The following is a 23,898-nucleotide window of genomic DNA, read 5'->3' as shown; positions in this document are numbered from 1 at the left end:
ATATGAGCCGTACATAGGAAGAAGGCCGCAGCTGTGAGCTGCGGCCTTCTTGTTCCCGGTGATTTCGCGCTATTCCCAGCCTGCTTCCAGCAGCGTTTCGCCGTCAAGCGATTTCAGGGCGAAAACGCCGTTTTCGTAGACGGCATAACTTGCGCAGCCGTCCTTGGGGATGGAGGTGCTCCCTGGGTTCACGAACAGCACGCCATCGACGAGCTCAAGGCGCTTGATGTGCGTGTGGCCGGTCAGCAACGCGCTTCCTTGGGGCAGCGCCGGCGGCTGGTCGGGCGAGTTGCCGGCCAAGTGCCCGTGGCTTAGATGGAGCAGATGCCCATCGGCCCACACTTGGGAAAAGTCGCTCAAGCAGGGGAAATCGAGCACCATCTGGTCGACTTCCGCATCGCAATTGCCCCGAACGGCTACGATGCGCTCGGCAATGCCGTTAAGGGCGGCGAGCACTTCTTTGGGCGCATAGCCTTCGGGCAGGTCGTTTCGCGGGCCGTGATAGAGCAGGTCGCCGAGCAGGAGCACGCGGTCGGGCGTTTCCTGGTCGATGCGCTCCATCAAAGTGCGGACGGCGGGCGCCGCGCCATGCAGGTCGGATGCGATGACGAACTTCATTGGTCGTTCCTTTCGATAGATGGCAGACCGGCGCAGTATCCTCGCGCCAGGATGTGCTTTTCGCTGTTGGGGAACAGGTAGCGGTACAGCTCCATGAAGTAGCGGTCGGTCATGGACGCCATGTAGTCCACCACCACCTGATCGGGGTTGGTATGCGCAAGGTAATCCTCCACGGTGATGCTGTGCGACTTCGCCGCCAGTTGCTTGGCGTGATGCGATACGACCGGTGACCGTTCGTCACCGGTTTGCAGGTCGATCAAAAGCCTGTCGTATATGTCCTCGAACATCTCGCCGACGGCGTTGCCGCTTCCGGCGCGCCAGCCTTCGCAATCGTAGATGCGCTCGTAGTTTTGGCGTTTTGCGCGCTTGACGTCCTCGAACACCTGGCGGCTCATGCGGATATCGTTCTGTCCGAAGCTGTGATTGACCACGTCGACAGTGATGTTGTTGATGATGCGCGCGTTGTCGCGCCCGATGACGTCGGTTTCGAAACCATCAAGGGACGGCAGCACGCCCATGGCCATAGCATCGTCGCGATCTTTTCCCAGGTAGGCGATCATGTCGGCCAAGCGGACCACGCAGCCTTCCAGCGTTGAGGGGCGCAGGTGCTTGATAGCGGACTCGTCGAGCGCGCATTCATCGACCAGCGCATCGAGCTGCGCGAACGATTCCGTGTCGCCTTGGCGAAGCACCTGCTGGGCGAACTCGCCGTTGTGGCACAGCGCCCCGTCAAGTACCTGCAGGCTGATGTTGCGAGGATAGAGGCGGTCCATCACTCGCACGGAATGCACGTTGTGGTGAAAGCAGTGGCCCGTGCGGCTTTGCAGGCACTTCGACAGGAACTTCTCCCCGGCGTGGCCGAACGGCGTGTGACCCAGGTCGTGGCCGAGCGCGATGGCCTCGATGAGCTGGCAGTTCAATCCCAGCAGCCTTCCAATGTTTCGCGCGATGCGACCCACCAGCTGCACATGCAGCCCACGGCGGCAGATGTCATCGTTCTCCACCAGGCTGAACACCTGCGTTTTGCCGGCATAGCGGTTATATGCGGGGATGTTCATGATCTTATCGATGTCGCGCGAGAACGCCGGGCGCGCCAGCGTTGCCGCATCGTGAGGGTTGTCCTCGCGTCGGAGCACGCGATCGTCGGGGAAGCTTTGCGGATGCATGCGCCCGCAGCGCAGGTTCTCGGCTATGGCTTGTTCCACATCGGGTTCGAGTTGCAGGTATGCGGGCTCGCTCACGGCGTTTCCTTTCCGCATGTCGAGATGTTACGGACATATTGTATCGCAGGTGCCGCTGATACGGGAACATAGGTTCTATGCGGTATACTTTGCTCAGAAAAGCAAAACGGCACGCCTTTGCGCGGCCGTTATCAGGCATACGGTCATCAGGCGGGGGTTCGGTCACATCCATGGCGATCAGCGATGAGGATATCCAAAAGGTCCGCGAGGCCAGCGACTTGGTGGCCATCATGGGTGAGACGGGCCCGGTAAAGCAGCGCGGCCGCGATTTCTGGCTGTGCTGCCCGTTTCATAACGAGAAAACACCGTCGTGTAAGATTGACCCGGCCCTGCAGCTGTGGCATTGCTTCGGTTGCGGGGAAGGCGGCGATGTGTTCGCCTTCGTCATGAAGTCCCAGGACCTGTCGTTTCCCGAGGCGGTGCGCTACCTAGCCGAGCGAGCCCATATCGACATCGCCGATGATCAGGCCAAACGAGGGCCCGGCATGGGGCAGGGCGCAAAAGCGCGGCTGCGTGCCGTGTGCGCGGAGGCCGCGGAGTTCTTCCATATGCAGCTCATGCGCAGCAAAAGCCCGCAGGCCGGAGCCGCGCGCGCATACCTTTCGCAGCGCGGGCTGGGCGGCGATATCCCGAAAACCTGGATGCTCGGCTTCGCGCCCGGCCAAGGCGCGCTCGTGCGTCATCTGGCGTCGAAGGGCTTTCAATCCAACGAGATGATCCAGGCCAACGTGGCCGTCGTCGGCTCCGACGGGCGGGTGCGCGACCGATTCTTCAATCGCGTGATGTTCCCCATCAAAGACGAGCAGGGGCAATGCATCGCCTTCGGCGGGCGCGTGATCGGCAAGGGCGAGCCGAAGTACCTGAACAGCCAGGAAACGCCCCTGTTCCACAAGGGGCGCATGCTGTATGCGCTCGACAAGGCGAAGGCGGCCATGGCATCAACGGGCGTGGCCGTGGTGTCGGAGGGCTACACCGACGTCATCGCCATGCACGAGGCCGGCATCCGCAATGCGGTCGCCACTTTGGGAACGGCGCTCACGCGCACGCACATCCGCGTGCTGTCGCGTCATGCCCGCAACCGCATCGTGTACCTGTTCGACGGCGACGCCGCAGGTCAGCGCGCCGCCGATCGCGCCTTGCAGTTTATCGACTCCTCCATGACGCCCGAGGCCGGCGTCGCCCGCATCGACCTGTTCGCCGTGACGCTGCCCGATAACCTCGACCCCGCCGAGTTCATCGACGCCCACGGCGGCCGTGAGCTGCAGGCCCTGATCGACCAGGCGAAGCCCTTGCTGGAATACGGCATCGACCGAAGGTTGGGGAACTGGGACCTTTCACGTGCGGAAGGCCGTTCCGGCGCCGTCGCCGATGCGCTCAGCGTTCTGGCGCCTATCAAGGACTCGCTGCTCGCCAAGGACTACGCACGCCAGATCGCCAGCCGCGCCCGCGCCGACGAGAACGACGTGTTGGGGCAGTTGGCGGCCCTTAAGCCCCCGCGCGTCTTCGATGCGGAAGCGCCTGCTGCCGGCGGTCGTGGCGATCACGGAGCCCCTGTGGCCCCGGCGCGCCGCCGCCTGCCGCAGTCCGAGATGAACCGGCGCAGGTTCGAGCGTCAGCTGCTGGCGCTGTGCGCCGCCCGTACCGATCTGGCCCTCGTTCACGCCGACGCCCTTGCCTCGGTGCAGTGGCACGATCCGGCGTGCGCAGCCGTATCCGCCAGCATGCTCGATACCTTGGCCGAAGATCCCGGGGCGGCGCCGGCCGCCATCGTGGGCGCGGCGAGCATGGCCGAGCCTCGTGCGGCCGGCTTCCTGACAAGGGGCGTTCCCGAATCGGCGGTGCCCGAGGACCTGGCGGCGTTTTTGGTCGAGGAGCTTTCCATCGGCGATGCGGAGGAGGCCGTCTCCGCTATGCGCGCGCAGATGTCGGCCCCTGCGTCCATGTCGCCCGAGGACTACGAGCTTATGTTCGAGACCGTGGCCGCCATGCAGCGCGAGCTGACCGCCCGCAAAAGGGCCCACGCCGAAAGCGCGGCTTCGGGCAGGTAGCGCTGTCGCGCTTCCCGGCATCGCGCTCGCATGGCGCGACCATCTTGTCGGCCGCCATTGGCAGACCTTCGTTTCCATTCATGCCGAGCAGGGGTTTTGTGGAACTTTGCGCCCGCAAGGGCGTTAGGTGCGCGCGCATGTCACAATAATCGGATTAGAAAGGCGGGCGTTTTGCGCACCCGCCGCCAACCATACCTACCCGCAAAAGGAAATGCATATGCTTTCAATCGTGCAATCGCCCGACCCGCTGCTTAACACGGTGTGCGAGCCCTGCGATTTCAATGACAAGAGCTTGAAGCGCCTGGCCAAGCAGATGGCCCACGTCATGTACAAGAACGCCGGCTGCGGCCTTGCCGCGCCCCAGGTGGGCGTGCTCAAACGCCTCGTGGTCATCGACTGCGACCAGGAGGACGGCGTCCGCGAGCCCATCGTCATGCTCAACCCCGTCATCGTCGCCCGCGAAGGCGAGCCGGTCGCGGAGGACGAGGGCTGCCTTTCCATCCCCGGCATCTCCGTGCCTATCGCGCGCCCGCCGTTCGCCCGCTGCCGTTATTACGATCTTGATGGCCAGCTTTGGGAGATCGAGGGCGACGGGCTGCTCGGCCGCTGCCTGCAGCACGAGACCGACCACCTTGACGGCGTCACCATGTTCGAGCGCGCCGAGCCCATGGTCCGCCTGAAGGCCCTCGAGGATTACGAGCGCGCCCTGGCAGCCGGTGCGCGCCCCGGCGAGACTTCGGTGGAGGCGTAGGGGACATGCGCATCGTATTCATGGGCACGCCCGACTTCGCCGCATCGGTGCTCTCCGAGCTTGCCTCGCAGCACGACGTGGTGGCCGTCTACACGCGCCCCGACGCCGTACGCGGCCGCGGCAAGCAGCTGGTGCCCAGCCCGGTGAAGGTCGAGGCGTGCGAGCGCGGCATCCCCGTGTTCACGCCCAAGACGCTGCGCGACGTCGATCAGCAGCAGGTGCTCGCGGCGCTTGAGCCCGATGTCATCTGCGTTGCCGCTTACGGCATGCTGCTGCCCGCCGAGGTGCTGTCCATCCCCAAGCATGGTTGCCTGAACGTACACGCTTCGTTGTTGCCGCGCTGGCGCGGCGCCGCTCCCATCGAGCGCGCCATCCTGTCCGGCGACGAGGAGGCCGGCGTGTGCATCATGCGCATGGAGGAGGGGCTCGACACGGGCGACTACTGCGTGTGCCGATCGCTTGAAGTGGGCGACAAGGACGTTGCGCTGCTTACCGACTTGCTTGCCGACCTGGGCGCGCACGCGCTGCTCACGGCGCTTTCGCAGCTGGAGGCGGGGTGCATCCGCTGGACGCGCCAGGATGAGGAGCGCGTCACCTACGCCGAGAAGATCGGCAAGGACGAGCTTTCGCTCAGCCCTGCCGACACGGTGGAGCAGGCGTGCCGCAAGGTGCGCGCATCAAGCGCCGCCCATCCGGCGCATGTGACCGTCGCGGGCAAGGACGTCACCGTGCTCGCCGCGCAACCGGCGCCAGCCGACCAGGCGGATGCGGCATGCGCGGGCATGGGGCCGGGCAGCGTGCGGTTCGCCGCGAAGCGTTTGTACTTGGGCGCCGCGGACGGCGTCATCGAGCTTTTAGAAGTGAAGCCTGCAGGCAAGGCGGCCATGGCGGCCAAGGCGTTTGCCGCAGGCATTCAGGGAATCAAGGAAGACACTAAGACTTGGGAGGGCCCGCGTGGCTGAACAGCATAACAACGAAGGCGCGCCGCGTCAGCGCCGCGAAGGCGGCAACGGCGGCTATCGAAAGGGCGGCCAGCACGGCGGCCACGGCAATCGCCAGGGCGGCCCGCGCCGCGATGGCGGCAAAGGCGGCTTCGGCGGCCGCGACGACCGTCGTGGCGGTAATCGCGGTCAGGGTGGCCGAGATGGCCAGCGCCGCGATGGCGGAAAGGGCGGATACCGCGGCCGTGACGGCGAGAAGCGGGATTTCCGCGGTAACGGCGGTCGCGACGGTGAGAAGCGCGAGTATCGCGGCAACGGCGGGCGCGACGAGCGCCGCGGCGGCTACAACGGCGGCCGTGACGATCGTCGCGGCGGATATAAGGGCGATCGCGGCCCGAAACGCGATTTCAAACGCGACGGCAAGCCCGACTTCAAGCGCGAGGGCGGCGAGGGCGGCCAGCGTCCCGAGGCCGCGCAGCATGCCGGCTCCGATCGTCCCGCGCGCGAGCCGAAGCCCGATTTCCGCGGCCGTAATACTGCTCGCGACCCGCGTCGCAAGCCTGAGCAGGGTGCCCAGGGCGCGCCGCGCGGCGGCGAAAAGGGCGGCTTCCGCGGTTCTGCCAAGCCGGCACGCCCGCGTCGCAAGTCCAACGCAACGCCTGCTCGCTTGGCGGCTCTCGACGTGGTGCGCACCGTCCGCGAGCGCAACGCGTTCGCGCAGGACGTCATCGCCCAGGTGATCGACAAGTCCACCATGTCCGTGGAAGACCGCGCGTTCGCCACGCTGCTCGCCCTTGGCACGGTAAGCGCCCGCGGCACGCTCGACGAGATCATCGACCGTGCGCTCGACACGCCCGAGGACATCTTCCGCGAGACGCGCGACGCGCTGCAGATCTCCACGTACGAGCTCATCTTCCTGGGCAAGGAGGCTCATGCGGCGGTCGACCAGGGCGTGGAAATGGTGAAGTCGTTCAGCCCGGGCCCCGCGGCACGTGTGGCCAATGCCGTGCTGCACAAGATCGTGCGCCTGCGCATTGATTTCCCGTTCGGAAACCCGGCTACCGATCTTGATGCGCTTGCCCGCACCCAGGCGTTCCCCACGTGGATGGCCAAGAAGCTCATGGAGGAGATGGGCCCGCAAGCCGCCATCGAGTTCATGCGTGCATCCAACGAGCAGGCGCCGCTGTATGTGGCCGTCAACGCCTGCAAGGTGGACGATGACCACGTGCTCAAGGCCTTTGAGCGTGCGGAAGAGGAAGTGCAGCCGGTTGCGCTCGGCGACATGAACGTGCAGGGTTGCCTGCGCGTGCCCGAAAGCCGTGCCCTGCTGGTGCCCGCGCTTGCCCGTCAGCTCGACCAGGGCAAGATCTTGGTCTCCGACGCCGCCGCGCAGATGGTGGCCGCCAACGTGCTTCCCGACGAGAAGCCCGAAAGCGTGCTCGAGATCGGCGCCGGCCGCGCCACGAAGACCATCCTGCTGCAGTCCAACGCCTGCCGCAAGTACGGGTCGCAGATCGAGGAGTACGTCACCATCGACAACCACGCCTACAAGACGCGTCTGCTCGAGAAGCGAGCCGAACAGTACGGCGTCGTGGTGACCGAGGCCTTCACCGGCAATGCGCTCGAGCTCGACAACATAATGCCCGATCGCATGTTCTCGTTCATCTTCGTGGACGCTCCGTGTTCGGGCATGGGCACGCTTCGCCGCCACCCTGAGATTCGTTGGCGCACGAGCGAGGAAGACCTGGCCGGTTTCGTGGAAACCCAGCTGGGAATGCTCAAGGCCGCGGCGGGCCACGTGGCCCCGGGCGGTGCGTTGGCATACTCCACGTGCACGGTCACGCGCGAGGAGAACGCCGGCGTGGTGAAGGCGTTCCTGGACAGCGAGGAGGGCGCCGGCTTCACGCTCGATCAGCTGTGCGGTCGCAACTGCCTTGCAACCCGCCTTGCCCCCGGCTCGTCGGATGCGCACTTCGCCGTGCGCTTCGTCCGTAAGCCGCAGGAATAATATAAGATCCCGTTTTCATGCCGGCGAAGGCTTCTTCGCCGGCATGAAACATATTGGAAACAATTTCGCGCGTACCATTTATTTACTATGATTTTGACGTAATTGCATGTGAGGAGGTCAGGTTTTCATGGAGCCGAATTATCAAGAGGTGGCGAACAGGATCCGCGCGCTGCGCGAGGATATGGGCCTGACCATGCAGGAGATGGCTGATGCCACCGGCCGCAGCCTGGCCGAGTACCAGGCGCAGGAATCGGGCGCCGAGGAGCTTTCGTTCACTTTCCTGTACAAGTGCGCGGCGAACCTGGGCGTCGACCCCATCGAGCTGCTCACCGGTGAAACCCCGCACCTGACGGGCTATACCCTTACGCGCGCCGATGAGGGCCTGGCCGTCAAGCGCCGCAGCGGCCTTGAATACCTTCACAAGGCCCCGCATTACCGCAACAAGCTGTGCGAGCCGTTCTTCGTGACGGCCGATTTTCGCCCTGAGCTTCAGGACAAGCCCATCCATCTGTCCTATCACAGCGGGCAGGAGCTCGATTACATCCTGGAGGGCCGCATGCGCTTCCAGTACGAGGAGCACACCGAGGAGCTCGGCCCCGGCGATATGCTGCTCTATGATTCCGGCCGTGGGCACGGCATGATCGCCATCGATGGCGCACCGTGCAAATTCCTGGCTGTCGTTTTGAAGGCGAAGGAAGACATTATCTAGGCAAGCGCTCGCCTAGGGTTGCTTGCCAAAAACCAACCTTCTTATCGACCGCATTGTGCGCGGTCCGGTTCCGCGCACCAAATTTCAAGGAAGTTCGGCAACATCATGAGAAACATCAATCTGCGTTACTGCGAGGAAACCTACGACGAGCAGGGCGTGCTCACCGATTTCAAGGTGCAGTGCCCCGATACCTTCAACTTCGGCTATGATGTGGTGGACGACATCGCGGATAACGACCCCGAGCGCCGCGCCATGATGTGGTGCAACCCCGAAGGCGAGGAGCACCTGTTCACCTTCGCCGACATGAAGCGCTGGTCGGATAAGACGGCGAACTATCTTGCCGCGCACGGCGTGGGCAAAGGCGATATGGTCATGGTGATCTTGCGCCGCCATTACCAGTTCTGGTTCGTGGCCACCGCGCTTGCCAAGCTCGGCGCCGTCATGGTGCCGGCGACGTTCATGCTCAAGGAGCACGATCTGGAGTATCGCCTGAACGGCGCCTCCATCAAGGCCGTCATCTGCACTTCTATCGGCACCATTGCGCAAGTGGTGGACAACGTGGTGGATCGCTGCCCTTCGGTCGAGAACCTGTTCTTGGTCAACGGCGCCGGCGGCGGCCTGACCGAGAAGGATGCGGATGACAACTGGCTTGCCGTCGACGGCCCGGTCGGCGCTGTTCTCTCCGGCCCTGAAGGCGTGTGCGCCGTGCCCGCCCAGCGTGAGGGCTGGCATGATTTCAACACCGGCGTGCGCAGCGCTGATGAGGGATTCTCCCGCGTGGAAACCCACGTCGGCGATCCCATGCTCATGTACTTCTCCTCCGGCACCTCCGGCAACCCCAAGATGGTGTTGCATGATTCCTACTACGCATTGGCGCACCTGGTCACGGCGAAGCATTGGCACAACGTCAAGCCCGACGGGCTGCATCTGACCATCGCCGACACCGGTTGGGGCAAGGCGGTGTGGGGCAAGTACTATGGCCAGTGGCTCATGGAGGCGTGCGTGCTCACGTACGACTTCGACCGCTTCCATGCCGATGAGATCTTGGATCTGATCCCCCGCTACGGCGTCACCACGCTTTGCTGCCCGCCCACCATGTACCGTATGATGATGCAGGCCGACGTTGATGCCCATGATTTGAGCACGCTCACGTATTGCACCACCGCCGGCGAGGCGCTCAACCCCGACCTGTTCGACTTCTGGAAGGAGCACACGGGGCTGACCATCTTCGAGGGCTTCGGCCAGACGGAGACGCCGCTGACGGTGGCAAACCTCACGCATGCGGTGCCCAAGCCCGGCTCCATGGGCCATCCATCGCCGGCGTTCACCATCGAGGTGCAGCGCGGCGACGGGAGCCGTTGCGACGTCGGCGAGACGGGCGAGATCTGCATCGATGTGCATGAGAAGGCCCCGGGCATCATGCTGGAGTACTACCGCAATCCCGAGAAAACCGAAGCGGCCGTGTACGACGGTTGGTACCACACCGGCGATACCGCTTGGGTCGATGAGGACGGGTACCTGTGGTACGTCGGCCGCAACGACGACGTCATCAAGTCGTCCGGGTACCGTATCGGCCCCTTCGAGATCGAAAGCGTGCTGCTCGAGCATGACGCCGTGCGCGAATGCGCCGTCACCGGCGTGCCCGACCCCGTGCGCGGCAAGGCGGTCAAGGCCACGGTGGTGCTTGCGGAAGGTTTCGAGGGCAACGAGGTGCTCGTGCGCGAGCTGCAGCAATGGGTCAAGCAGCGCACGGCGCCGTACAAATATCCCCGCATCGTGGAGTTCGTCGACGCACTTCCCAAGACCGTCAACGGCAAGATCCGCCGAGCCGCCATCCGCGAGGCTGACGAAAGCCAGGAGGGCAAGCCGAAGACCAAGGTGCCCGAGGGCTTGGTGTAGGAGCGGCCTTGAACGAGTTCGATGTCAAACGGTTGAAATCGGTCACCGTCGTTACAGGGCATTATGGGGTCGGAAAGACCAATCTGGCCATAAACCTGGCCCTTGATGCCCGGTATGCTGGACTCGATGTGCGCGTTGCCGACCTGGATGTCGTCAACCCGTATTTCCGAAGCAGCGACTACCGGGATCTTCTCGAGGATGCCGGCGTTCAGGTGATCGCCCCGCGCTACGCGGGGACCACGCTTGATGCGCCCGCCATCTCCGGGCAGGTTTCGGCAGCTTTAGATTGGGCGCGCAGGGAAGCGGGAAGGCTGCTGCTCATTGATGCAGGCGGCGACGATGTGGGCGCTACGGCGCTCGGCAGGTTCGCCCGCGGCGTCGCCGAGGGGGACTACGACCTGTTGTATGTGGTGAACCGCAGCCGCAACCTAACCCATGATCCCACTGAGGCGCTGTCCGTGCTTCGCGAGATCGAGGCGGCCAGCCACCTGCATGCCACGGCTGTGGCGAACAACACGCACCTGGCCGACTTCACCGACGGGGAAGTGCTCAGCCGCGGTGTCGGGTTCGCGCAGGAGGTCGCCGCGCTGGCCGGTTTGCCTCTGGCGTTTTCCGCGGTGCCCCGTCGTATGCTCGAAGATGCCGATATCCCGGGTGTGCGCTATCCTGTTTCAGTACATGTGCGAAAACCCTGGGAGTAAGGGCAAAGTCCGCGTCGGTGGATTCGGGCGGGGCCATGCCTCTGTTCAAGGAGTTTTTTCGGGGGAGTGTTCGATAACCATAGGCCGGCCGCTTGTGCCGGCTCAGACGAGAAAGGAAGGCTCATGGCAGCGATAACGGTCGATGACGGTTTCTGCAAAGGCTGCGGGTTGTGCGTGGATGCATGCCCGGCCCATATCATCGAGCTTGACCGCTCCCGCATCACGGCGAAGGGCTATCATCCGGCCCGGCTGATCGATGCGTCCAAGTGCACGGGCTGCTGCTCGTGCGCGTTTATGTGCCCTGACGTTGCGATCGAGGTGATGCGCTGATGTCTCAGGAAAAGGTGCTCATGAAGGGCAACGAGGCTATGGCCGAGGCTGCCATCCGTGCCGGATGCCGCTTTTTCTTCGGCTACCCCATCACGCCGCAGACCGAGGTTGCCGCTTATATGGCCAAGCGCATGCCCAAGGAGGGCGGCACGTATCTGCAGGCGGAAAGCGAGATCGCAGCTATCAACATGGTTTACGGCGCATCGTCCGCGGGCGCTCGCGTCATGACGTCGTCGTCTTCGCCGGGCGTATCGCTTAAGGGCGAGGGCATTTCGTATATGGCAGGCGCCGATCTTCCCGGCGTTATCGTCAACGTGCAGCGTGGCGGCCCGGGTCTCGGCGGTATCCAGCCTTCCCAGTCCGACTACTGGCAGGCCACGCGCGCTATGGGCCACGGCGACTTCCAGGTGCTCGTGTTCGCGCCTTCCACCGTCCAGGAGATGGCCGATCTGGCGTATCTGGCCTTCGAGAAGGCCGACGAGTACCGCATGCCAGCCATGATCCTCTCCGACGGCATGCTCGGCCAGATGATGGAGCCCGTCGTGCTTCCTGAGCGCGTGGAGCAGCTGCCGGAGAAGCCTTGGGCCACTACCGGCCATAAGGGCGCGCGCAAGCACAATATCGTGGACTCGCTTTACCTGACGGCAGACGAGCTCGAGCGCCTGAATATCGAGCGTTTCGAGCGCTATGAGACGGTGAAGGCACGCGAGCAGCGCGCCGAAACGTTCATGTGCGAGGACGCCGAGATCGTGCTCGTGTCGTTCGGCGCCACCGCGCGCATCGCGCATTCGGCGGTCGTGCGCGCCCGCGCCGAGGGCATCAAGGCAGGCCTTTTGCGCCCCATCACGCTCTGGCCGTTCCCTGTGGACGCCATCGAGGGCTGCATGGGGAACGCGAAGGCGTTTTTGTCGGTTGAGATGAACATGGGCCAGATGGTCGATGATGTGCGCCTGGTGGTCAACGGCCGCGTTCCCGTGGAGTTCTTCGGACGCACGGGCGGCATCATTCCCACGCCCGATGAGGTGCTGGGTGCGATCCGCAAGCTTGCGGGGAAGGGTGGTGAATAGCATGGCTGAGCAGAAACAAGGCGAAGGTCGCGTGGTGTTCTCGCGTCCGAAGTCGTTGCTGCCCGTGGTCACGAACTACTGCCCGGGTTGCCCGCACGGCATCGTGCACCGTTTGGTCGCCGAGGTCATCGACGAGCTTGATATCGAAGGCCGCACCGTTGGCGTCGCGCCGGTGGGATGCGCCGTCACCGCGCCGGACTTCTTCGGCTGCGATATGATCGAGGCTGCGCACGGTCGCGCCCCGGCGGTTGCCACGGGCGTCAAGCGCGTGTTGCCGGACAATGTGGTGTTCGCCTATCAAGGCGACGGCGACCTTGCCTCCATCGGCATGGCCGAGACCGTGCACGCGGCAACGCGCGGCGAGCATATCACCGTCATCTTCATCAACAACGCCATCTACGGCATGACCGGCGGGCAGATGGCGCCTACCAGCTTGCCGAACCAGGTCACGCAAACCAGTCCCTACGGCCGCGACGTCTCCACCGCCGGCTACCCGGTTCGCGTGTGCGAGCTTCTGAGCAGCCTGGACGGCCCGGCATATCTGGAGCGCGTGACGGTGGACACGCCCAAGCATGTGCGCCAGGCCAAGCGCGCCATCAAGAAGGCGTTCCAGAACCAGATCGACGGTATCGGCTATTCGCTTGTGGAAGTGGTGTCCACGTGCCCTACTAACTGGGGCCTCACGCCGCAGGACAGCTTCGCGTGGATGCGCGAGAACATGCTGCCGTATTATCCGCTGGGCGTGTACCGCGATGTGGTGGCCGACGGGTTCGCCGATGCGGCGCAGGCTGCGGCCGCGCGCAGCGCCGACTGCCCGGTGGCCCATCCCGAGAACCGCGCCGAGGGCAAGGAGGGTGCGCGATGAGCGAACCGAAACGTTGCATGCAGGCCGTGCTTGCCGGATTCGGCGGCCAGGGCATCCTGTTCGCTGGCAAGATCATCGCCAACGCCGGCCTGCTTGAGGATCGCGAGCTTTCATGGCTTCCCAGCTACGGGCCTGAGATGCGCGGCGGCACCGCCAACTGCAGCGTGTGCATCTCCGACGAGCCCATCGGCAGCCCGCTCGTGCTCAACCCCGACGTGCTTATCGTCATGAACCAGCCGTCGCTCGACAAGTTCGAGCAGAGCGTGCAGCCCGGCGGCCTGGTCATCGTGGACAGCACGCTCGTGCCGCGCATCCCCGATATCCCAGGGGCCACGGTGTGTGCCGTGCCCGCCACGGCACTTGCCGAGGAAGCGGGGCTGAAGGGTCTTGCCAACGTCATCTTGGTGGGCAAGTTGTTCGCCGAAACCCGCTTCTGCAGCGAGGAGACCATCCGCGCGGCAGTAGCCGCCGTGGTGCCTGCGCGCAAGAAGGACAAGCTGGCAGGCAACCTGCGTGCCCTGGAGCTGGGCATGCAGGCCTAATCTGCGACCTGCATCGCAGGCTAATCGCACTGGCGGGACGCACGCTTGGCGTTGTGTGCCGGGGATGCAGTTGCAATCCGCGCTTGATGTTGCCTAGCTGCGCGATAGCCTGGGTATGCGCGGGTGCACACCGCGCTTGGTATCGCGAGCTGCGTGATAGTCCCGGTCCTGTAAATTGTTTCGACGCCCAACCGGTAACCGATGGTGACCGGTTGGGCGTCGTTGTTTTTCATGCGGGAGCAGTTTCTTTTCGCTGAGAAGGTTTTGCCTCGTTCGCGTCTGGCCGCCCTCCCTTTTCGCCGAAAAGGTTTCGGAATCGTAGCTGCCAGCTAATGAAAACACAAGGCGCTTTCTCTAGCATTGACATCGTTTCAGCACGTCAGTGCATCGTTTAGGGAAAGGGAATGCTCATGGAAACCAACACCGTGCAAACCGCGCCGGCGCCACAGCTGTCGAAATCGGGGCTGGGAATCGCCGGCTTCGTGCTGGGGATCATCGCCCTGGCGACATCGTTTTTGCCCATCATCAACAACTTATCCGCCTTGCTCGCCGCAATCGGATTCGTGCTTGCGCTCATAGGCACGGTCGCGTGCGTGAAGGGGCGTAAGTCGGGCAAGGGCCTGTCCATCGCTTGACGTGGCCAAACGACTGTTTCCTGGCATATGCGATGCGATTGTCGAGCTGCACGGACGTTTTGACCCGCCGCTTATCCACCGCGACATCAAGCCGTCGAACTTTATGGTCGATGGGGATACGGTATTGGTGATCGACCTGGGCATCGCCCGCACCTTCGATAAGGATGCCGCGTGCGATACGAGCCATTTCGGAACGCGCGCGTATGCGCCGCCCGAGCAGTTCGGCTACGGGCAAACCGATGTGCGCAGCGATATCTATGCCTTGGGCATGGTGCTGTTCTACCTACTGTGCGAGGAGACGCCCGTTCCCTCGACGGTTCAGCAGCGATTGAGTGTGCATGGGGTTCCTGAATCGGTGCGCGACGTGGTGGCCCAGGCGACGGCTTTCGATCCCGCTGACCGCTTCAGGACGGTGGGCGCGATGCGCGCGGCGTTCATGTACGCGGTGGGGTGCCCCGTTGATTTTCGCCGGGGAGCTCTTGCTGCTGGTGGGGTTTGCGTGCAAGATCCCGAACCCCAGCCTGGTCTCGGAATGGATGACGCTTTGCGGTCCGTCAACATCGGACGCGTCGTCGATTCGGATGATACCGGCATCGCGCCTGCTGCGATCGAGTCGGCTGTGTCTGTTGCGGCGCCTGGCGTATCCGAATCGCGTGATATCAAGGAGCGGGGAGGATTCAAGGCTTTTGTGCACGGCGCAAAAGCGGCCTTGCAGTGGCTGTGGGAGTTTTGGTCCGGCATCGCGCACCGCCTGCCGTTAGGCGTGGGGGTGGCATGGGACATCTTGGTGGCCGCTTGGGGCGTGTTCATGGGCTACGCATGCGTCGCCTCCGGCATGAACCCGCAAGGGGATATGGCGTGTTTGCCTGCGGTCGCTTGCGCGGTGTCGTATGTATGCGTGTGGCTGGCCATGGACTGGCCGATTCCATTGCTTGTCGACACCCGGCCGCTAGAGAAGCTGTTCGACTGGTTTGAGCGGCCTTCGCTCAAACAACGGGTGATCGCGGCAGCAGGCATGATGGGAATCGCGATGGTCGTCCTCACGCTCGTCGGCATCCTGTTTTTGCGCGAATCCTAGTATTTGCTACTGTTATCCAACCATTTTTTGGAAAAAAGGCGCCGTTTATCGAATGGGGCCGCATCAGATTACGGTTCGGGTACAATCAATGACGAAATCACGTGGAGATGGATGGGTCCTGGTGGGCCCCGCGGCCTTCAAAGCCGTTGTGAGGCGCGCAGAACGTCTCGGGTGTGTTCGATTCGCACGCGTCTCCGCCATAGAAGACGCAAAAGGAGCCTTTTGGGCTCCTTTTTTTATGTCGTTGGCTTTAGCTTGCGGGGCGGTTGCGGGTTGTTGGGGAAGGCATCGCGTTTCCGTTCGCTTTAAAATAACACGCCTCCCTTCTATGTTTAGCGAAAGGGAGGCGTGTTAGGCATGCGAACTACGCCGTTTGGGCGGGGTCTGCACCCTTCGGTGGGCTGCTGAATCGGTTTATCGCGATACCGATCGGTGTTCTCAGCCTAGCTTGCCAGCTCGCGCATATCGCCGACGCGGCGGGTGACGCCGGTATCGTCGAAGTGCTCGAGCACAGGGATGGCGTGCTTGCGGCTCAGGCCCATGGCATCTTTGAGATCGGCCGCGGAAGCGGGGCCGTTTGCCAATGCATCTCGTACAGCCTGCTCGAGCGCGGTCAGCGCAGCGGCGTCGAAGCAGAACTCCTCGCTGGCTTTGACGGCCCGGCCTTGCTTCTCCAGCAGCCCGAGCGCCTTGTATCCCTGCTTCGGCGCAAGGTCCGCTTGCTTGAGCAGATCGGCAACCGTAGGCGGTTTCGAACCCGCCGCAGCTAGCAGCTCGGCCAGCTTTTCGGCGTTGCCTTCCTCCAGCTTGCGAGCGCCGGCGCCGGCTTGCGGGTGGCTGATCATGCCGCCATCGGCCACGGCTTTGCCTTCCGCGCATGCGCGTGCAAGTACCGCATCGAAGGTGTCGGGCGCGCAGCGGGGCATGCAGGCTTGGCGCAGCGCCTCTTTCGACATGCCTGTTGCGGCGGGGTTTGCGCTATGGAAGCGAAGCAGCGCGTTCTCGATCGCCCCCGAAAGCTTCTGCAGCATGCGTTTGGTTGCGAACCGGACGTTCGCGCCCGCGGTCCCGGGCAGCTTCTCTGCGCCGCCGCGCTTCGCGAGCGTTTCAAGCTCATCTGCGGTTTCCGCAAGGGGAAACCCGGTTGTATGGGCGATATCGGCGGGTGTTACGGGAAACTCTGCCGCATCGAACGCGGATTGCACCGCCTTCGCGCCATCGCCCGTGCGCAGCGCGTCGAGCAGCGTTCGGTCCGCTTCGCTGACCGTGGTGGTGCGCTTCGGGTGGGCGCGAAGCACCACGCCGCCGCCGATGACGTGGACGGGGGAGTATGAGCGGATGACGAACCGGTCACCGTATGCAACCGGTAAATCACATTCAGTACGGATCTGTGCGGCGGCCGTCTGGCCACGGGAGATGCTTTTCACGCCGTCCATGAGCAGCACGCGCCCGATGCATTCCGTGGTGCCGTGGGCAACGTGCACGCGGCAGCCGGTTTCAAGCGGCTTGTCCTGGTCGGGCAGGCCGAGATAGGTGATATCGGCGTCGAAGTGGTCGGTGGGGGTGACGGCATCGGGGGTGGAGATGAAGCTGCCCGGGCGCACGTCGTCGGTGGTCACGGCGTTCAGGTTCAGTGCGGTGCGGTGCCCTGACGCTGCTTGCTCCACCGCCTGCCCGTGCACCTGGATGCCGCGGATGCGGGTGCGCAGGCCCGAGGGTAGCACCTCCACCTCGTCGCCAACGTGCGCGATACCGCTCCAGAGCGTGCCCGTGACCACGGTGCCGGCGCCCTTGATGGTGAAGCTGCGGTCCACGGGCAGGCGCATCGCCTCCTGCTCGGCGCGGCCGGCGGTGGCGCCGGCCGCAAGCTGTATGGCTTCCCGCAGCTCGTCCAGTCCCCGCCCGGTTCGTGCGGAAACGGGCACGATGGCTGCCTGGGCATACGGCGTCGATGCCAGGCGCGCTCGCACCTCGTCTTCCATGAACAGCGCCCATTCCTCGTCCACCAGGTCGCATTTCGTCAGCGCCACCACGCAGGTGGGCACGGCCAGCAGCTGCAGCACCGCCAGGTGCTCCTCGGTCTGCGGCATGATGCCGTCATCGGCGGCGATGCACACAAGCGCCACGTCGATGCCGGTGGAGCCCGCGATCATCTGGCGTACGAAGCGCTCGTGACCCGGGACGTCGACCACGCCCATAGCGCTTCCGTCGGGCAGCTTCAGCTGGGCGAAGCCGAGCTCGATGGTGATGCCGCGTTGTTTCTCTTCACTCAACCTGTCCGGGTCGGTGCCGGTGAGCGCTTGGACCAGGGTGGATTTGCCGTGGTCGATGTGGCCGGCGGTCCCCAGCACCAGGTCTCGTTTCGATTCGGTTGCCATGGCGCGCTATGCTTCCTTTCCCGCTTCGACGGCCGTGAAGTAGCTGGCCACGGCGCAGGCGATCTCGGGGATATCCTCTTCGGTGATGGTGCGCGCATCGAACAGCACGCATTCGCGCTTGATGCGCCCGATCACGGGTACGTCGCGGTTGCGCTGCAGGTGCTCCTCGCAGCCCTGCGCGTTGCCGGTTTCGAAGCGCATGCGCACGCAGAACGTGGGGATGTCGCACATGGGAAGCGATCCTCCGCCCGCACGGCCCGTCTCCTCGACGATCTCCAGGTGCGCCTGCTCGGGCGTCACGCGCTCGGCCAGGGCCGCCATCAGCGCCTCGGCGCGTTCGCGCACCGTTTCAGCATCTTCGGTGAGCATGCGCAGCGTGGGGATGCGGCGAAGCGCGTCCTCGGGGTCCAGGTACAGGCGCAGCGTAGCCTCAAGGGCGGCGAGCGTCATCTTGTCCAGGCGTAACGCGCGGGCGAGCGGATGCTTCTTCAGGCGGTCGATGTATTCCTTTCGGCCCACCACGATGCCGGCCTGCGGGCCGCCGAGCAGCTTATCGCCCGAGAAGCTGACCAGGTCGCACCCTTCGGCAAGCGATTCGCGCACCGTGGGCTCGGCGTATTCGCCGAACACGTCGAGGTGCATGAAGGCGCCCGAGCCCTGGTCCTCGTAGACGAGCAGTTCGGGGCGGGCTTCGCCGGCGGCGGCGCGGCGGGCGTTCTCCGCATCGGCGATGCGGCGCAGGTTGGTCTTCGAGACGCTTTCGGTGAAGCCGATCATGCGGTAGTTGGAGGGGTGCACCTTGAGCAGCATGGCGGTGTCGGGCGTGATAGCTCGCTCGTAGTCGAAGGCGTGCGTCTTGTTCGTGGCGCCCACCTCCACCATGCGCGCGTTGGATTGCGCCATGATGTCGGGTACGCGGAAACTCCCGCCGATCTCGACGAGCTCGCCGCGGCTGACGATGGCCTCGTGGCCGGCCGCGAACTCGGCGAGCACCATCATGACGGCCGCCGCGTTGTTGTTCACGGCGATGGCGGCCTCGGCGCCAGTGAGTGCGCAGATCAGGTGCTCCACATGGTCGTGGCGGCTGCCGCGCGCCATGTTCTCGATGCTGTATTCGAGCGTGGAGTAGCCGCGCGCGGCCTCCATCACCGCTTGCACGGCGGGTTCGGCAAGCACGCTGCGGCCGAGGTTGGTGTGGATGACCACGCCGGTTGCGTTGATGACGCGCCTGAGACTCGGGCGCAGCGTTGCCAGCGCTCCGTTGACGGCGTCGGTCAAGATGGCCTCGATGTCGACCTTGTCCGCCTCTCCCGCCAAGATGAGCTGGCGATGCGCATCTACGGCCGCGCGAGCGCGGTCGACGAGCATCGAGCGGGGGACGATCGCTTCGAGCGCCTTCATGGGAGCGGCTTGCATAAGCTCTTCGACCTGGGGCAATGCGCGTAAAAGGTCGGTACGTGGTTCGGGCATGGATCCTCTTTCCTTATAGCGTGCGGCGGCGCCGTTTGTGCGTGCGCCGCATGTTTTCCGTACCTCAATATAGCAGGCAAGCCCGTAACGGCTCGGGGCAAGGCGGCGAGTGCGCCAAATGCCCGGCAAATGCTATCGCAGACGGGTCAATTCACGCCGTTCGCGCCAATGAGGTCGTTTCATGCGCGTAGCTATGCAAGAATTACCGTGTTTTTCCTACAGACGAGACATCGCGAACAGGGGGAGGTTTCCATGGCAATGGATCAATCGGATGTGAAAGCCCTACGACCTGATGCGCTCGGCCCCGCCGAGATCGAGGCGAAGGCCGAGACGCTGGCCGTGGGCAAGGCAGGCATGGCGGGCGCGAAGTGCTTCGTGCTGGCTATGCTCGCCGGCGCGTTCATCGCGTTCGGCGCAACGTATTTCCTGGTGTTTCTGGGCGACTCGGCCGTGCCGTTCGCCGCTCAGCGCATGGTCGGCGGCATCTGCTTCAGCTTGGGTCTGGTGCTTGTGCTGTGCTGCGGCGCCGAGCTGTTCACCGGCAACATGCTCATGGTCACGGGCCTGGCTTCGAAGAAGATCAAGATCGGCGGCCTGGTGCGCAACTGGGTCATCGTGTGGCTGGGCAACTTGGTCGGCTCCCTTATCGTGGTGGCGCTCATCTACTGGTGCGGCGTCGGCTCGATGAACGGCGGCGCCGTGGGCGACGCCATGGTGTCGGTGGCCGTCGGCAAGGTCACCCCCGACTGGCTCGTGCTCATGGCCAAGGGCATCATGTGCAACGTCATGGTGTGCCTGGCGGTGTGGATCGGCTTTTCGGCGCGTACCGTGGTGGACAAGGTTCTCGGTATCATGCTACCCATCAGCTTCTTCGTGGCAGCCGGCTTCGAGCACTGCGTGGCGAACATGTTCTTCCTGCCCACGGGCCTGCTCATGAAGTCCGCCGGGTTCGGCGCTGCGGTCGCCAACGCCGGCGCGCTTGATGTGACGGCTATCCTGTACAACCTGTCCGCCGCGACGGTGGGCAACATCATCGGCGGCGTCCTGGTCGGTTTAGCCTACTGGTTCGTGTACGCCAGGAATAGCGCGAAGTAGCGTTGCGGTTACACTTCCCGCCTTCACCGATTTTGCGAACGGCACTTGCGGATTGCAGGTGCCGTTTTCATTTTGCGCGACGGTGCGGTTGGGCGGCGGTGCTATAGTCGAGCGAAAGTCGCGCTGTCTTCTGCCATCGGGCGCGCTTTATTCTGCACGCGCAAGCATGCTTGCGTTCTTCGCGTATGTCCTTTTGCGCGCATCACCACAGACGAGAAACGAATAGAGGCTTTTCATGTTCGACCCCGCAAACGAACCGGCGGTGCCCATCGACCTGCCCGGCATCTACGACACCTTCGACGAGGCGCGCCGCGCCAGCTTCGTCAACGCTATGGACTACAAGCAGGAAGGCGGCAAGCTGTGCGGTTACCTGTGCTCGTACAGCCCGCTTGAGCTGGTGGATGCCGCGGGCGCGGGCGCGGTGGGCCTGTGCGGCATGAACAACGAGACCATCCCCGATGCCGAGACGGTGCTGCCGAAAAACCTGTGCCCGCTCATCAAGGGCACATACGGCTTCGCGCTCACCGACAAATGCCCCTTCACCTATTTTAGCGACATGATCTTGGGCGAGACCACCTGCGATGGCAAGAAGAAGATGTACGAGCTGCTCGCCGACATCAAGCCGGTGCACGTCATGCAGCTGCCCCAGGCGCGCAACCGCAGCTACGCCGGCGATATCTGGTACGAGGAATGCAAGTTGCTCAAAGAGGAGCTCGAGCAGCGCTTCGACGTCCAGATCACCGACGAGGCCCTGCGCGAGGCGGTCCGCAAGCGCAACCGCGTCCGCCGCGCCATGATGGATCTGTACAACCTGCAGCAAAACGAGCCCCCCGCGATGAGCGGCGTGGAGCTTATGGCCACCTTGCTGCGCGCCACGTTCAGCTTCGACGTGGATTCCTATGCGCAAACCCTCGAGGACCTGGCGCAGAAGCGCCGCAGCGCCTACGAGGCGGGGGAGCGTCCGGTGCCCGCAAGCGCCAAGCGCATCATGATCACGGGCTGCCCTACGGGCGGCGTCATCCAGAAGGTGGGCATGACCGCCGAACGCGCCGGCGGCGTGATCGTGTGCATCGACGATTGCTCCGGCGAGCGCACGCAGGGCATGTTCGTCGACGAGGATGCGCCCGACATCCTGCGCGCCATCTCCGATCGTTATCTGCAGATCAATTGCTCGGTTATGTCGCCCAACGACGGCCGCATCGAGCATATGATGGACATGGTGGACAAATACAAGGTGGACGGCGTGGTCGAGGTGGTGTTGCAGGCGTGCCATACCTTCAATATCGAGGCGGTGCGCGTGCAGCGCGCCTGCGAGCAGGCCGGCGTGCCTTATATGAAGCTTGAAACCGATTATTCCACCAACGATGCCGGCCAGGTGGAAACCCGCCTGGGCGCGTTTATCGAGATGCTGTAGCGGAAAGGTTTGCGCAAGTGCGGCGCAAAACGCCGCGGAAAGGAGATGCTCATGGAGAAGCTCGATTGCAAGGGACAGGCGTGCCCGTTGCCCGTGGTGAACGCGAAGAAGGCCCTTGCCGGCATGGGCGAGGGCGTCCTTGAGGTGGTGGTGGATAACAAGACCGCCATGCACAACCTGGAAAATCTTGGCAAGTCGCTCAAGATCGAAACCGCTTCCGAGGAGCGCGGCGAAGCCGAGTTCGCCGTGACCTTCACGAAGGGCGCTCAAGCTGCCGCCGAGGTATGCGAGGAATGCCAGCCGCTCGTGCCGGCGGGCAGCAAGGTGGTCGTACTGTCGAGCGAGTTCATGGGAGCAGGCGACGATGAGCTTGGCGCCACGCTTATGAAGGCGTTCGTGTTCGCGCTCACCCAGCAAGACGAACTGCCGGCGGCTATCCTGGCCTACAATGGCGGCGTGCATCTGACCGTCGAGGGCAGCCCCGTGCTCGACGACCTGAAAAAGCTTGCCGAAGCCAGTGTGGAGATTTTCAGCTGCGGAACCTGCCTCAACCATTTCGGCATCGCCGACAAGCTTGCGGTGGGCGAGGTGACGAACATGTACGTCATCGTCCAAAAGCAGCTTGAGGCCGGCGTCGTCGTGCGCCCCTAACCACGGGCGGTACGTGCGATGCAGCGATGCAAAACGCCGCATGCGGTGGTGACGTTCCATAGCACGGCCGATGCGATGGCCGTGCAAGCCGCCGCGGCCGGCGGCGGGCTGCCGGGTCGCGTTATCCCGGTGCCCTCCGAGATCTCGGCCGGGTGCGGGCTTGCCTGGAGCGTTCCGGCCGAGCAGCGTGAAGCGCTTGAGCAGGCGCTTGCGCAGCGGGGGCTTGCCTTCGAGGCCATCACCGAAGTGGATTTGTACTGAACGAAAGGGGGAGCCGTCATGTGAAGGCTTCCCCTGTTTTGCGTCATGCCTGTTGAGGCTATGTGCGGCGCCGGGTCAATCAGCGTTTTGCGGTGCACCGGCCTTCGCGTTTACCAGTTCACGAAGATCTTGCCTGCCGGCCCGGCTTCGAACGCTCCGATGCGGGAGGGTTTGCGGCCTTGGCGCCGCTCGCACTCCGCTTCGAAATGGCTTGCGTTCTCGGGTGGGATGGCCACAAGCAGGCCGCCGGAGGTTTGCGGGTCGCACAACACGCCCATGCGGTCGTCGAACTCGAAATCGTCGATGTCGCCCTGTTCCACGAACGCGCTTGCCCAATCGATGATGCCGAATGTCTTGCCGGGGCGGCAGTAATCGCACGAAAGCTCGTACACGCCGTCGAACAACGGCAGAGCGTCCCAGTCCAGGCGCGCTGCGCAGTCCGACGCTTCGAGCATCTCGTGCAAATGCCCTGCCAGGCCGAAGCCGGTGACGTCGGTGCATGCGTGCACGTCGCATTCCAGCATGGCCTCGGCGGCCGCGCGGTTGAGCTCCATCATGCCGTCGATGACCGGGCGCAGGTCCTCGTCGCCGCGCAGCTTCGCCCGCAGGGCGGCGTTCATGATGCCCGTGCCGAGCGTTTTCGTGTAGTACAGCGCATCTCCTGGCTGCGCCCCGCCGTTTCGCACCATGCGCTCGGGGTGCACGAGGCCGAACACGGAGAGGCCGTACTTGGGCTCGTCGTCCTCGATGGAATGGCCGCCCACCACGAACGCCCCTGCCTCGCGCACCTTGTCCGCGCCGCCGCGCAGCACGTCTCCGGCCACTTCGGTGCCCATGCAGCTGGGGAAGGCCAGGATGTTGAGCGCGGTGACGGGCCTTCCACCCATGGCGAACACGTCGGACAGGGCGTTTGCCGCGGCCACGGCTCCGAACTCGTACGGGTCGTCCACCACCGGCGTGAAGAAGTCGAGCGTCAGCACGGCGGCGTTGTCCTTATCCACCTGCCAAACCGCGGCGTCGTCTGCGGTGTCGAAGCCCAGCAGCAGGTTCGGGTCGGGCACGGCCGGCGCGATGTCGCGCAGTATCTCGGAGAGGTCTCCCGGACCCCATTTCGCCGCTCAACCGCCTTTGTCGGTGAGCGTGGTCAGGCGTATGCGGTCGCCGTCGCACAGAGCGCCGCTCGCAGGGTTGTCCGT

22 protein-coding genes and 1 tRNA gene are annotated in these 23,898 nt (G+C 64.2%); 18 read left to right on the top strand and 5 right to left on the bottom strand.

The genetic code is table 11. From position 1 onward, the window contains the following. Positions 1 to 69: 69 nt before the first annotated feature. The gene (gene yfcE / locus Q0G75_RS02565) at positions 70 to 618 is read right to left on the bottom strand and encodes a phosphodiesterase (protein ID WP_294414746.1); all 549 of its coding nucleotides are present in this window, start codon (positions 616 to 618) and stop codon (positions 70 to 72) included. After that, complete coding sequence (locus Q0G75_RS02560; RefSeq protein WP_294414745.1) at positions 615 to 1,859, bottom strand: HD domain-containing protein; 1,245 nt, start codon at positions 1,857 to 1,859, stop codon at positions 615 to 617. Before Q0G75_RS02560 ends, yfcE begins: the two co-directional genes overlap by 4 nt. A gap of 170 nt (positions 1,860 to 2,029) precedes the next feature. On the opposite strand from Q0G75_RS02560, the gene dnaG reads away from it, so the two are divergent. The 14 genes from dnaG (at position 2,030) to Q0G75_RS02490 (ending at position 15,633) form a co-directional block, all read left to right on the top strand. Next, a complete protein-coding gene (gene dnaG, locus Q0G75_RS02555) occupies positions 2,030 to 3,907 on the top strand; it encodes a DNA primase (RefSeq protein ID WP_294414744.1) in 1,878 nt (625 codons plus the stop codon). A gap of 217 nt (positions 3,908 to 4,124) precedes the next feature. After that, a complete protein-coding gene (gene def / locus Q0G75_RS02550) occupies positions 4,125 to 4,658 on the top strand; it encodes a peptide deformylase (protein WP_294414743.1) in 534 nt (177 codons plus the stop codon). 5 nt (positions 4,659 to 4,663) lie between these two features. Next, entirely contained in the window at positions 4,664 to 5,620 is a 957-nt protein-coding gene (gene fmt, locus Q0G75_RS02545; protein ID WP_294414742.1) for a methionyl-tRNA formyltransferase, read from the top strand. Continuing rightward, positions 5,613 to 7,607 carry a transcription antitermination factor NusB gene (locus Q0G75_RS02540; RefSeq protein ID WP_294414741.1) on the top strand — a complete coding sequence of 665 codons (1,995 nt, stop codon included), beginning with the start codon at positions 5,613 to 5,615 and terminating at the stop codon, positions 7,605 to 7,607. Before fmt ends, Q0G75_RS02540 begins: the two co-directional genes overlap by 8 nt. Before the next feature lie 127 nt (positions 7,608 to 7,734). After that, positions 7,735 to 8,316, top strand: a complete 582-nt coding sequence (locus Q0G75_RS02535) for a helix-turn-helix domain-containing protein (protein ID WP_294414740.1) — start codon at positions 7,735 to 7,737, stop codon at positions 8,314 to 8,316. A 105-nt stretch (positions 8,317 to 8,421) separates the two neighbouring features. Continuing rightward, positions 8,422 to 10,215, top strand: a complete 1,794-nt coding sequence (locus Q0G75_RS02530) for an AMP-binding protein (RefSeq protein ID WP_294414739.1) — start codon at positions 8,422 to 8,424, stop codon at positions 10,213 to 10,215. A gap of 8 nt (positions 10,216 to 10,223) precedes the next feature. After that, positions 10,224 to 10,916, top strand: coding sequence for a hypothetical protein (locus Q0G75_RS02525; RefSeq protein ID WP_294414738.1), 693 nt, complete (start codon positions 10,224 to 10,226; stop codon positions 10,914 to 10,916). A 123-nt stretch (positions 10,917 to 11,039) separates the two neighbouring features. Next, positions 11,040 to 11,246: a 4Fe-4S binding protein gene (locus Q0G75_RS02520; protein ID WP_294414737.1), complete on the top strand. Its 207-nt coding sequence runs from the start codon at positions 11,040 to 11,042 to the stop codon at positions 11,244 to 11,246. Next, positions 11,246 to 12,313 (top strand): 3-methyl-2-oxobutanoate dehydrogenase subunit VorB, encoded by a 1,068-nt coding sequence (locus Q0G75_RS02515; RefSeq protein ID WP_294414736.1) that lies wholly within the window; start codon positions 11,246 to 11,248, stop codon positions 12,311 to 12,313. The genes Q0G75_RS02520 and Q0G75_RS02515 overlap by 1 nt, the downstream gene beginning before the upstream one ends. A 1-nt stretch (position 12,314) precedes the next feature. Further along, positions 12,315 to 13,178, top strand: a complete 864-nt coding sequence (locus tag Q0G75_RS02510; RefSeq protein ID WP_294414735.1) for a thiamine pyrophosphate-dependent enzyme — start codon at positions 12,315 to 12,317, stop codon at positions 13,176 to 13,178. Beyond that, positions 13,175 to 13,720: a 2-oxoacid:acceptor oxidoreductase family protein gene (locus Q0G75_RS02505; protein ID WP_294414734.1), complete on the top strand. Its 546-nt coding sequence runs from the start codon at positions 13,175 to 13,177 to the stop codon at positions 13,718 to 13,720. Before Q0G75_RS02510 ends, Q0G75_RS02505 begins: the two co-directional genes overlap by 4 nt. 410 nt (positions 13,721 to 14,130) lie before the next feature. Continuing rightward, on the top strand, positions 14,131 to 14,355 hold the full coding sequence (locus tag Q0G75_RS02500) for a hypothetical protein (protein WP_294414733.1): 225 nt from the start codon (positions 14,131 to 14,133) through the stop codon (positions 14,353 to 14,355). A 1-nt stretch (position 14,356) separates the two neighbouring features. Further along, the gene (locus Q0G75_RS02495; RefSeq protein ID WP_294414732.1) at positions 14,357 to 15,433 is read left to right on the top strand and encodes a protein kinase; all 1,077 of its coding nucleotides are present in this window, start codon (positions 14,357 to 14,359) and stop codon (positions 15,431 to 15,433) included. Between the two features lie 103 nt (positions 15,434 to 15,536). After that, a tRNA-Sec gene (locus Q0G75_RS02490) sits at positions 15,537 to 15,633 on the top strand. Between the two features lie 243 nt (positions 15,634 to 15,876). Here the strand turns inward: Q0G75_RS02490 and selB are convergent. Further along, positions 15,877 to 17,811 carry a selenocysteine-specific translation elongation factor gene (gene selB / locus Q0G75_RS02485; RefSeq protein WP_294414731.1) on the bottom strand — a complete coding sequence of 645 codons (1,935 nt, stop codon included), beginning with the start codon at positions 17,809 to 17,811 and terminating at the stop codon, positions 15,877 to 15,879. 6 nt (positions 17,812 to 17,817) lie between these two features. Beyond that, positions 17,818 to 19,281 (bottom strand): L-seryl-tRNA(Sec) selenium transferase, encoded by a 1,464-nt coding sequence (gene selA, locus Q0G75_RS02480; RefSeq protein ID WP_294414730.1) that lies wholly within the window; start codon positions 19,279 to 19,281, stop codon positions 17,818 to 17,820. A gap of 252 nt (positions 19,282 to 19,533) precedes the next feature. Between selA and Q0G75_RS02475 the strand changes: the two genes are divergently transcribed. The 4 genes from Q0G75_RS02475 to Q0G75_RS02460 all read left to right on the top strand — a co-directional run bounded on the left by Q0G75_RS02475 (position 19,534) and on the right by Q0G75_RS02460 (position 22,702). Then, positions 19,534 to 20,376: a formate/nitrite transporter family protein gene (locus Q0G75_RS02475; protein WP_294414729.1), complete on the top strand. Its 843-nt coding sequence runs from the start codon at positions 19,534 to 19,536 to the stop codon at positions 20,374 to 20,376. A 235-nt stretch (positions 20,377 to 20,611) separates the two neighbouring features. Beyond that, the gene (locus Q0G75_RS02470; protein ID WP_294414728.1) at positions 20,612 to 21,790 is read left to right on the top strand and encodes a double-cubane-cluster-containing anaerobic reductase; all 1,179 of its coding nucleotides are present in this window, start codon (positions 20,612 to 20,614) and stop codon (positions 21,788 to 21,790) included. Between the two features lie 51 nt (positions 21,791 to 21,841). Continuing rightward, on the top strand, positions 21,842 to 22,441 hold the full coding sequence (yedF, locus tag Q0G75_RS02465) for a sulfurtransferase-like selenium metabolism protein YedF (RefSeq protein WP_294414727.1): 600 nt from the start codon (positions 21,842 to 21,844) through the stop codon (positions 22,439 to 22,441). An 18-nt stretch (positions 22,442 to 22,459) separates the two neighbouring features. Further along, entirely contained in the window at positions 22,460 to 22,702 is a 243-nt protein-coding gene (locus tag Q0G75_RS02460; RefSeq protein ID WP_294414726.1) for a DUF3343 domain-containing protein, read from the top strand. 110 nt (positions 22,703 to 22,812) lie between these two features. On the opposite strand, the gene selD is transcribed toward Q0G75_RS02460, so the two are convergent. Then, positions 22,813 to 23,874: a selenide, water dikinase SelD gene (gene selD / locus Q0G75_RS02455; RefSeq protein WP_294414772.1), complete on the bottom strand. Its 1,062-nt coding sequence runs from the start codon at positions 23,872 to 23,874 to the stop codon at positions 22,813 to 22,815. Between the last annotated feature and the right edge of the window lie 24 nt (positions 23,875 to 23,898).

The sequence above is a fragment of the uncultured Senegalimassilia sp. genome (assembly GCF_934636665.1).
Taxonomy (GTDB): Bacteria; Actinomycetota; Coriobacteriia; order Coriobacteriales; family Eggerthellaceae; genus Senegalimassilia.
Note: the sequence above shows the minus strand (reverse complement) of the source record. Positions and strands in the feature narration are given on the sequence as shown.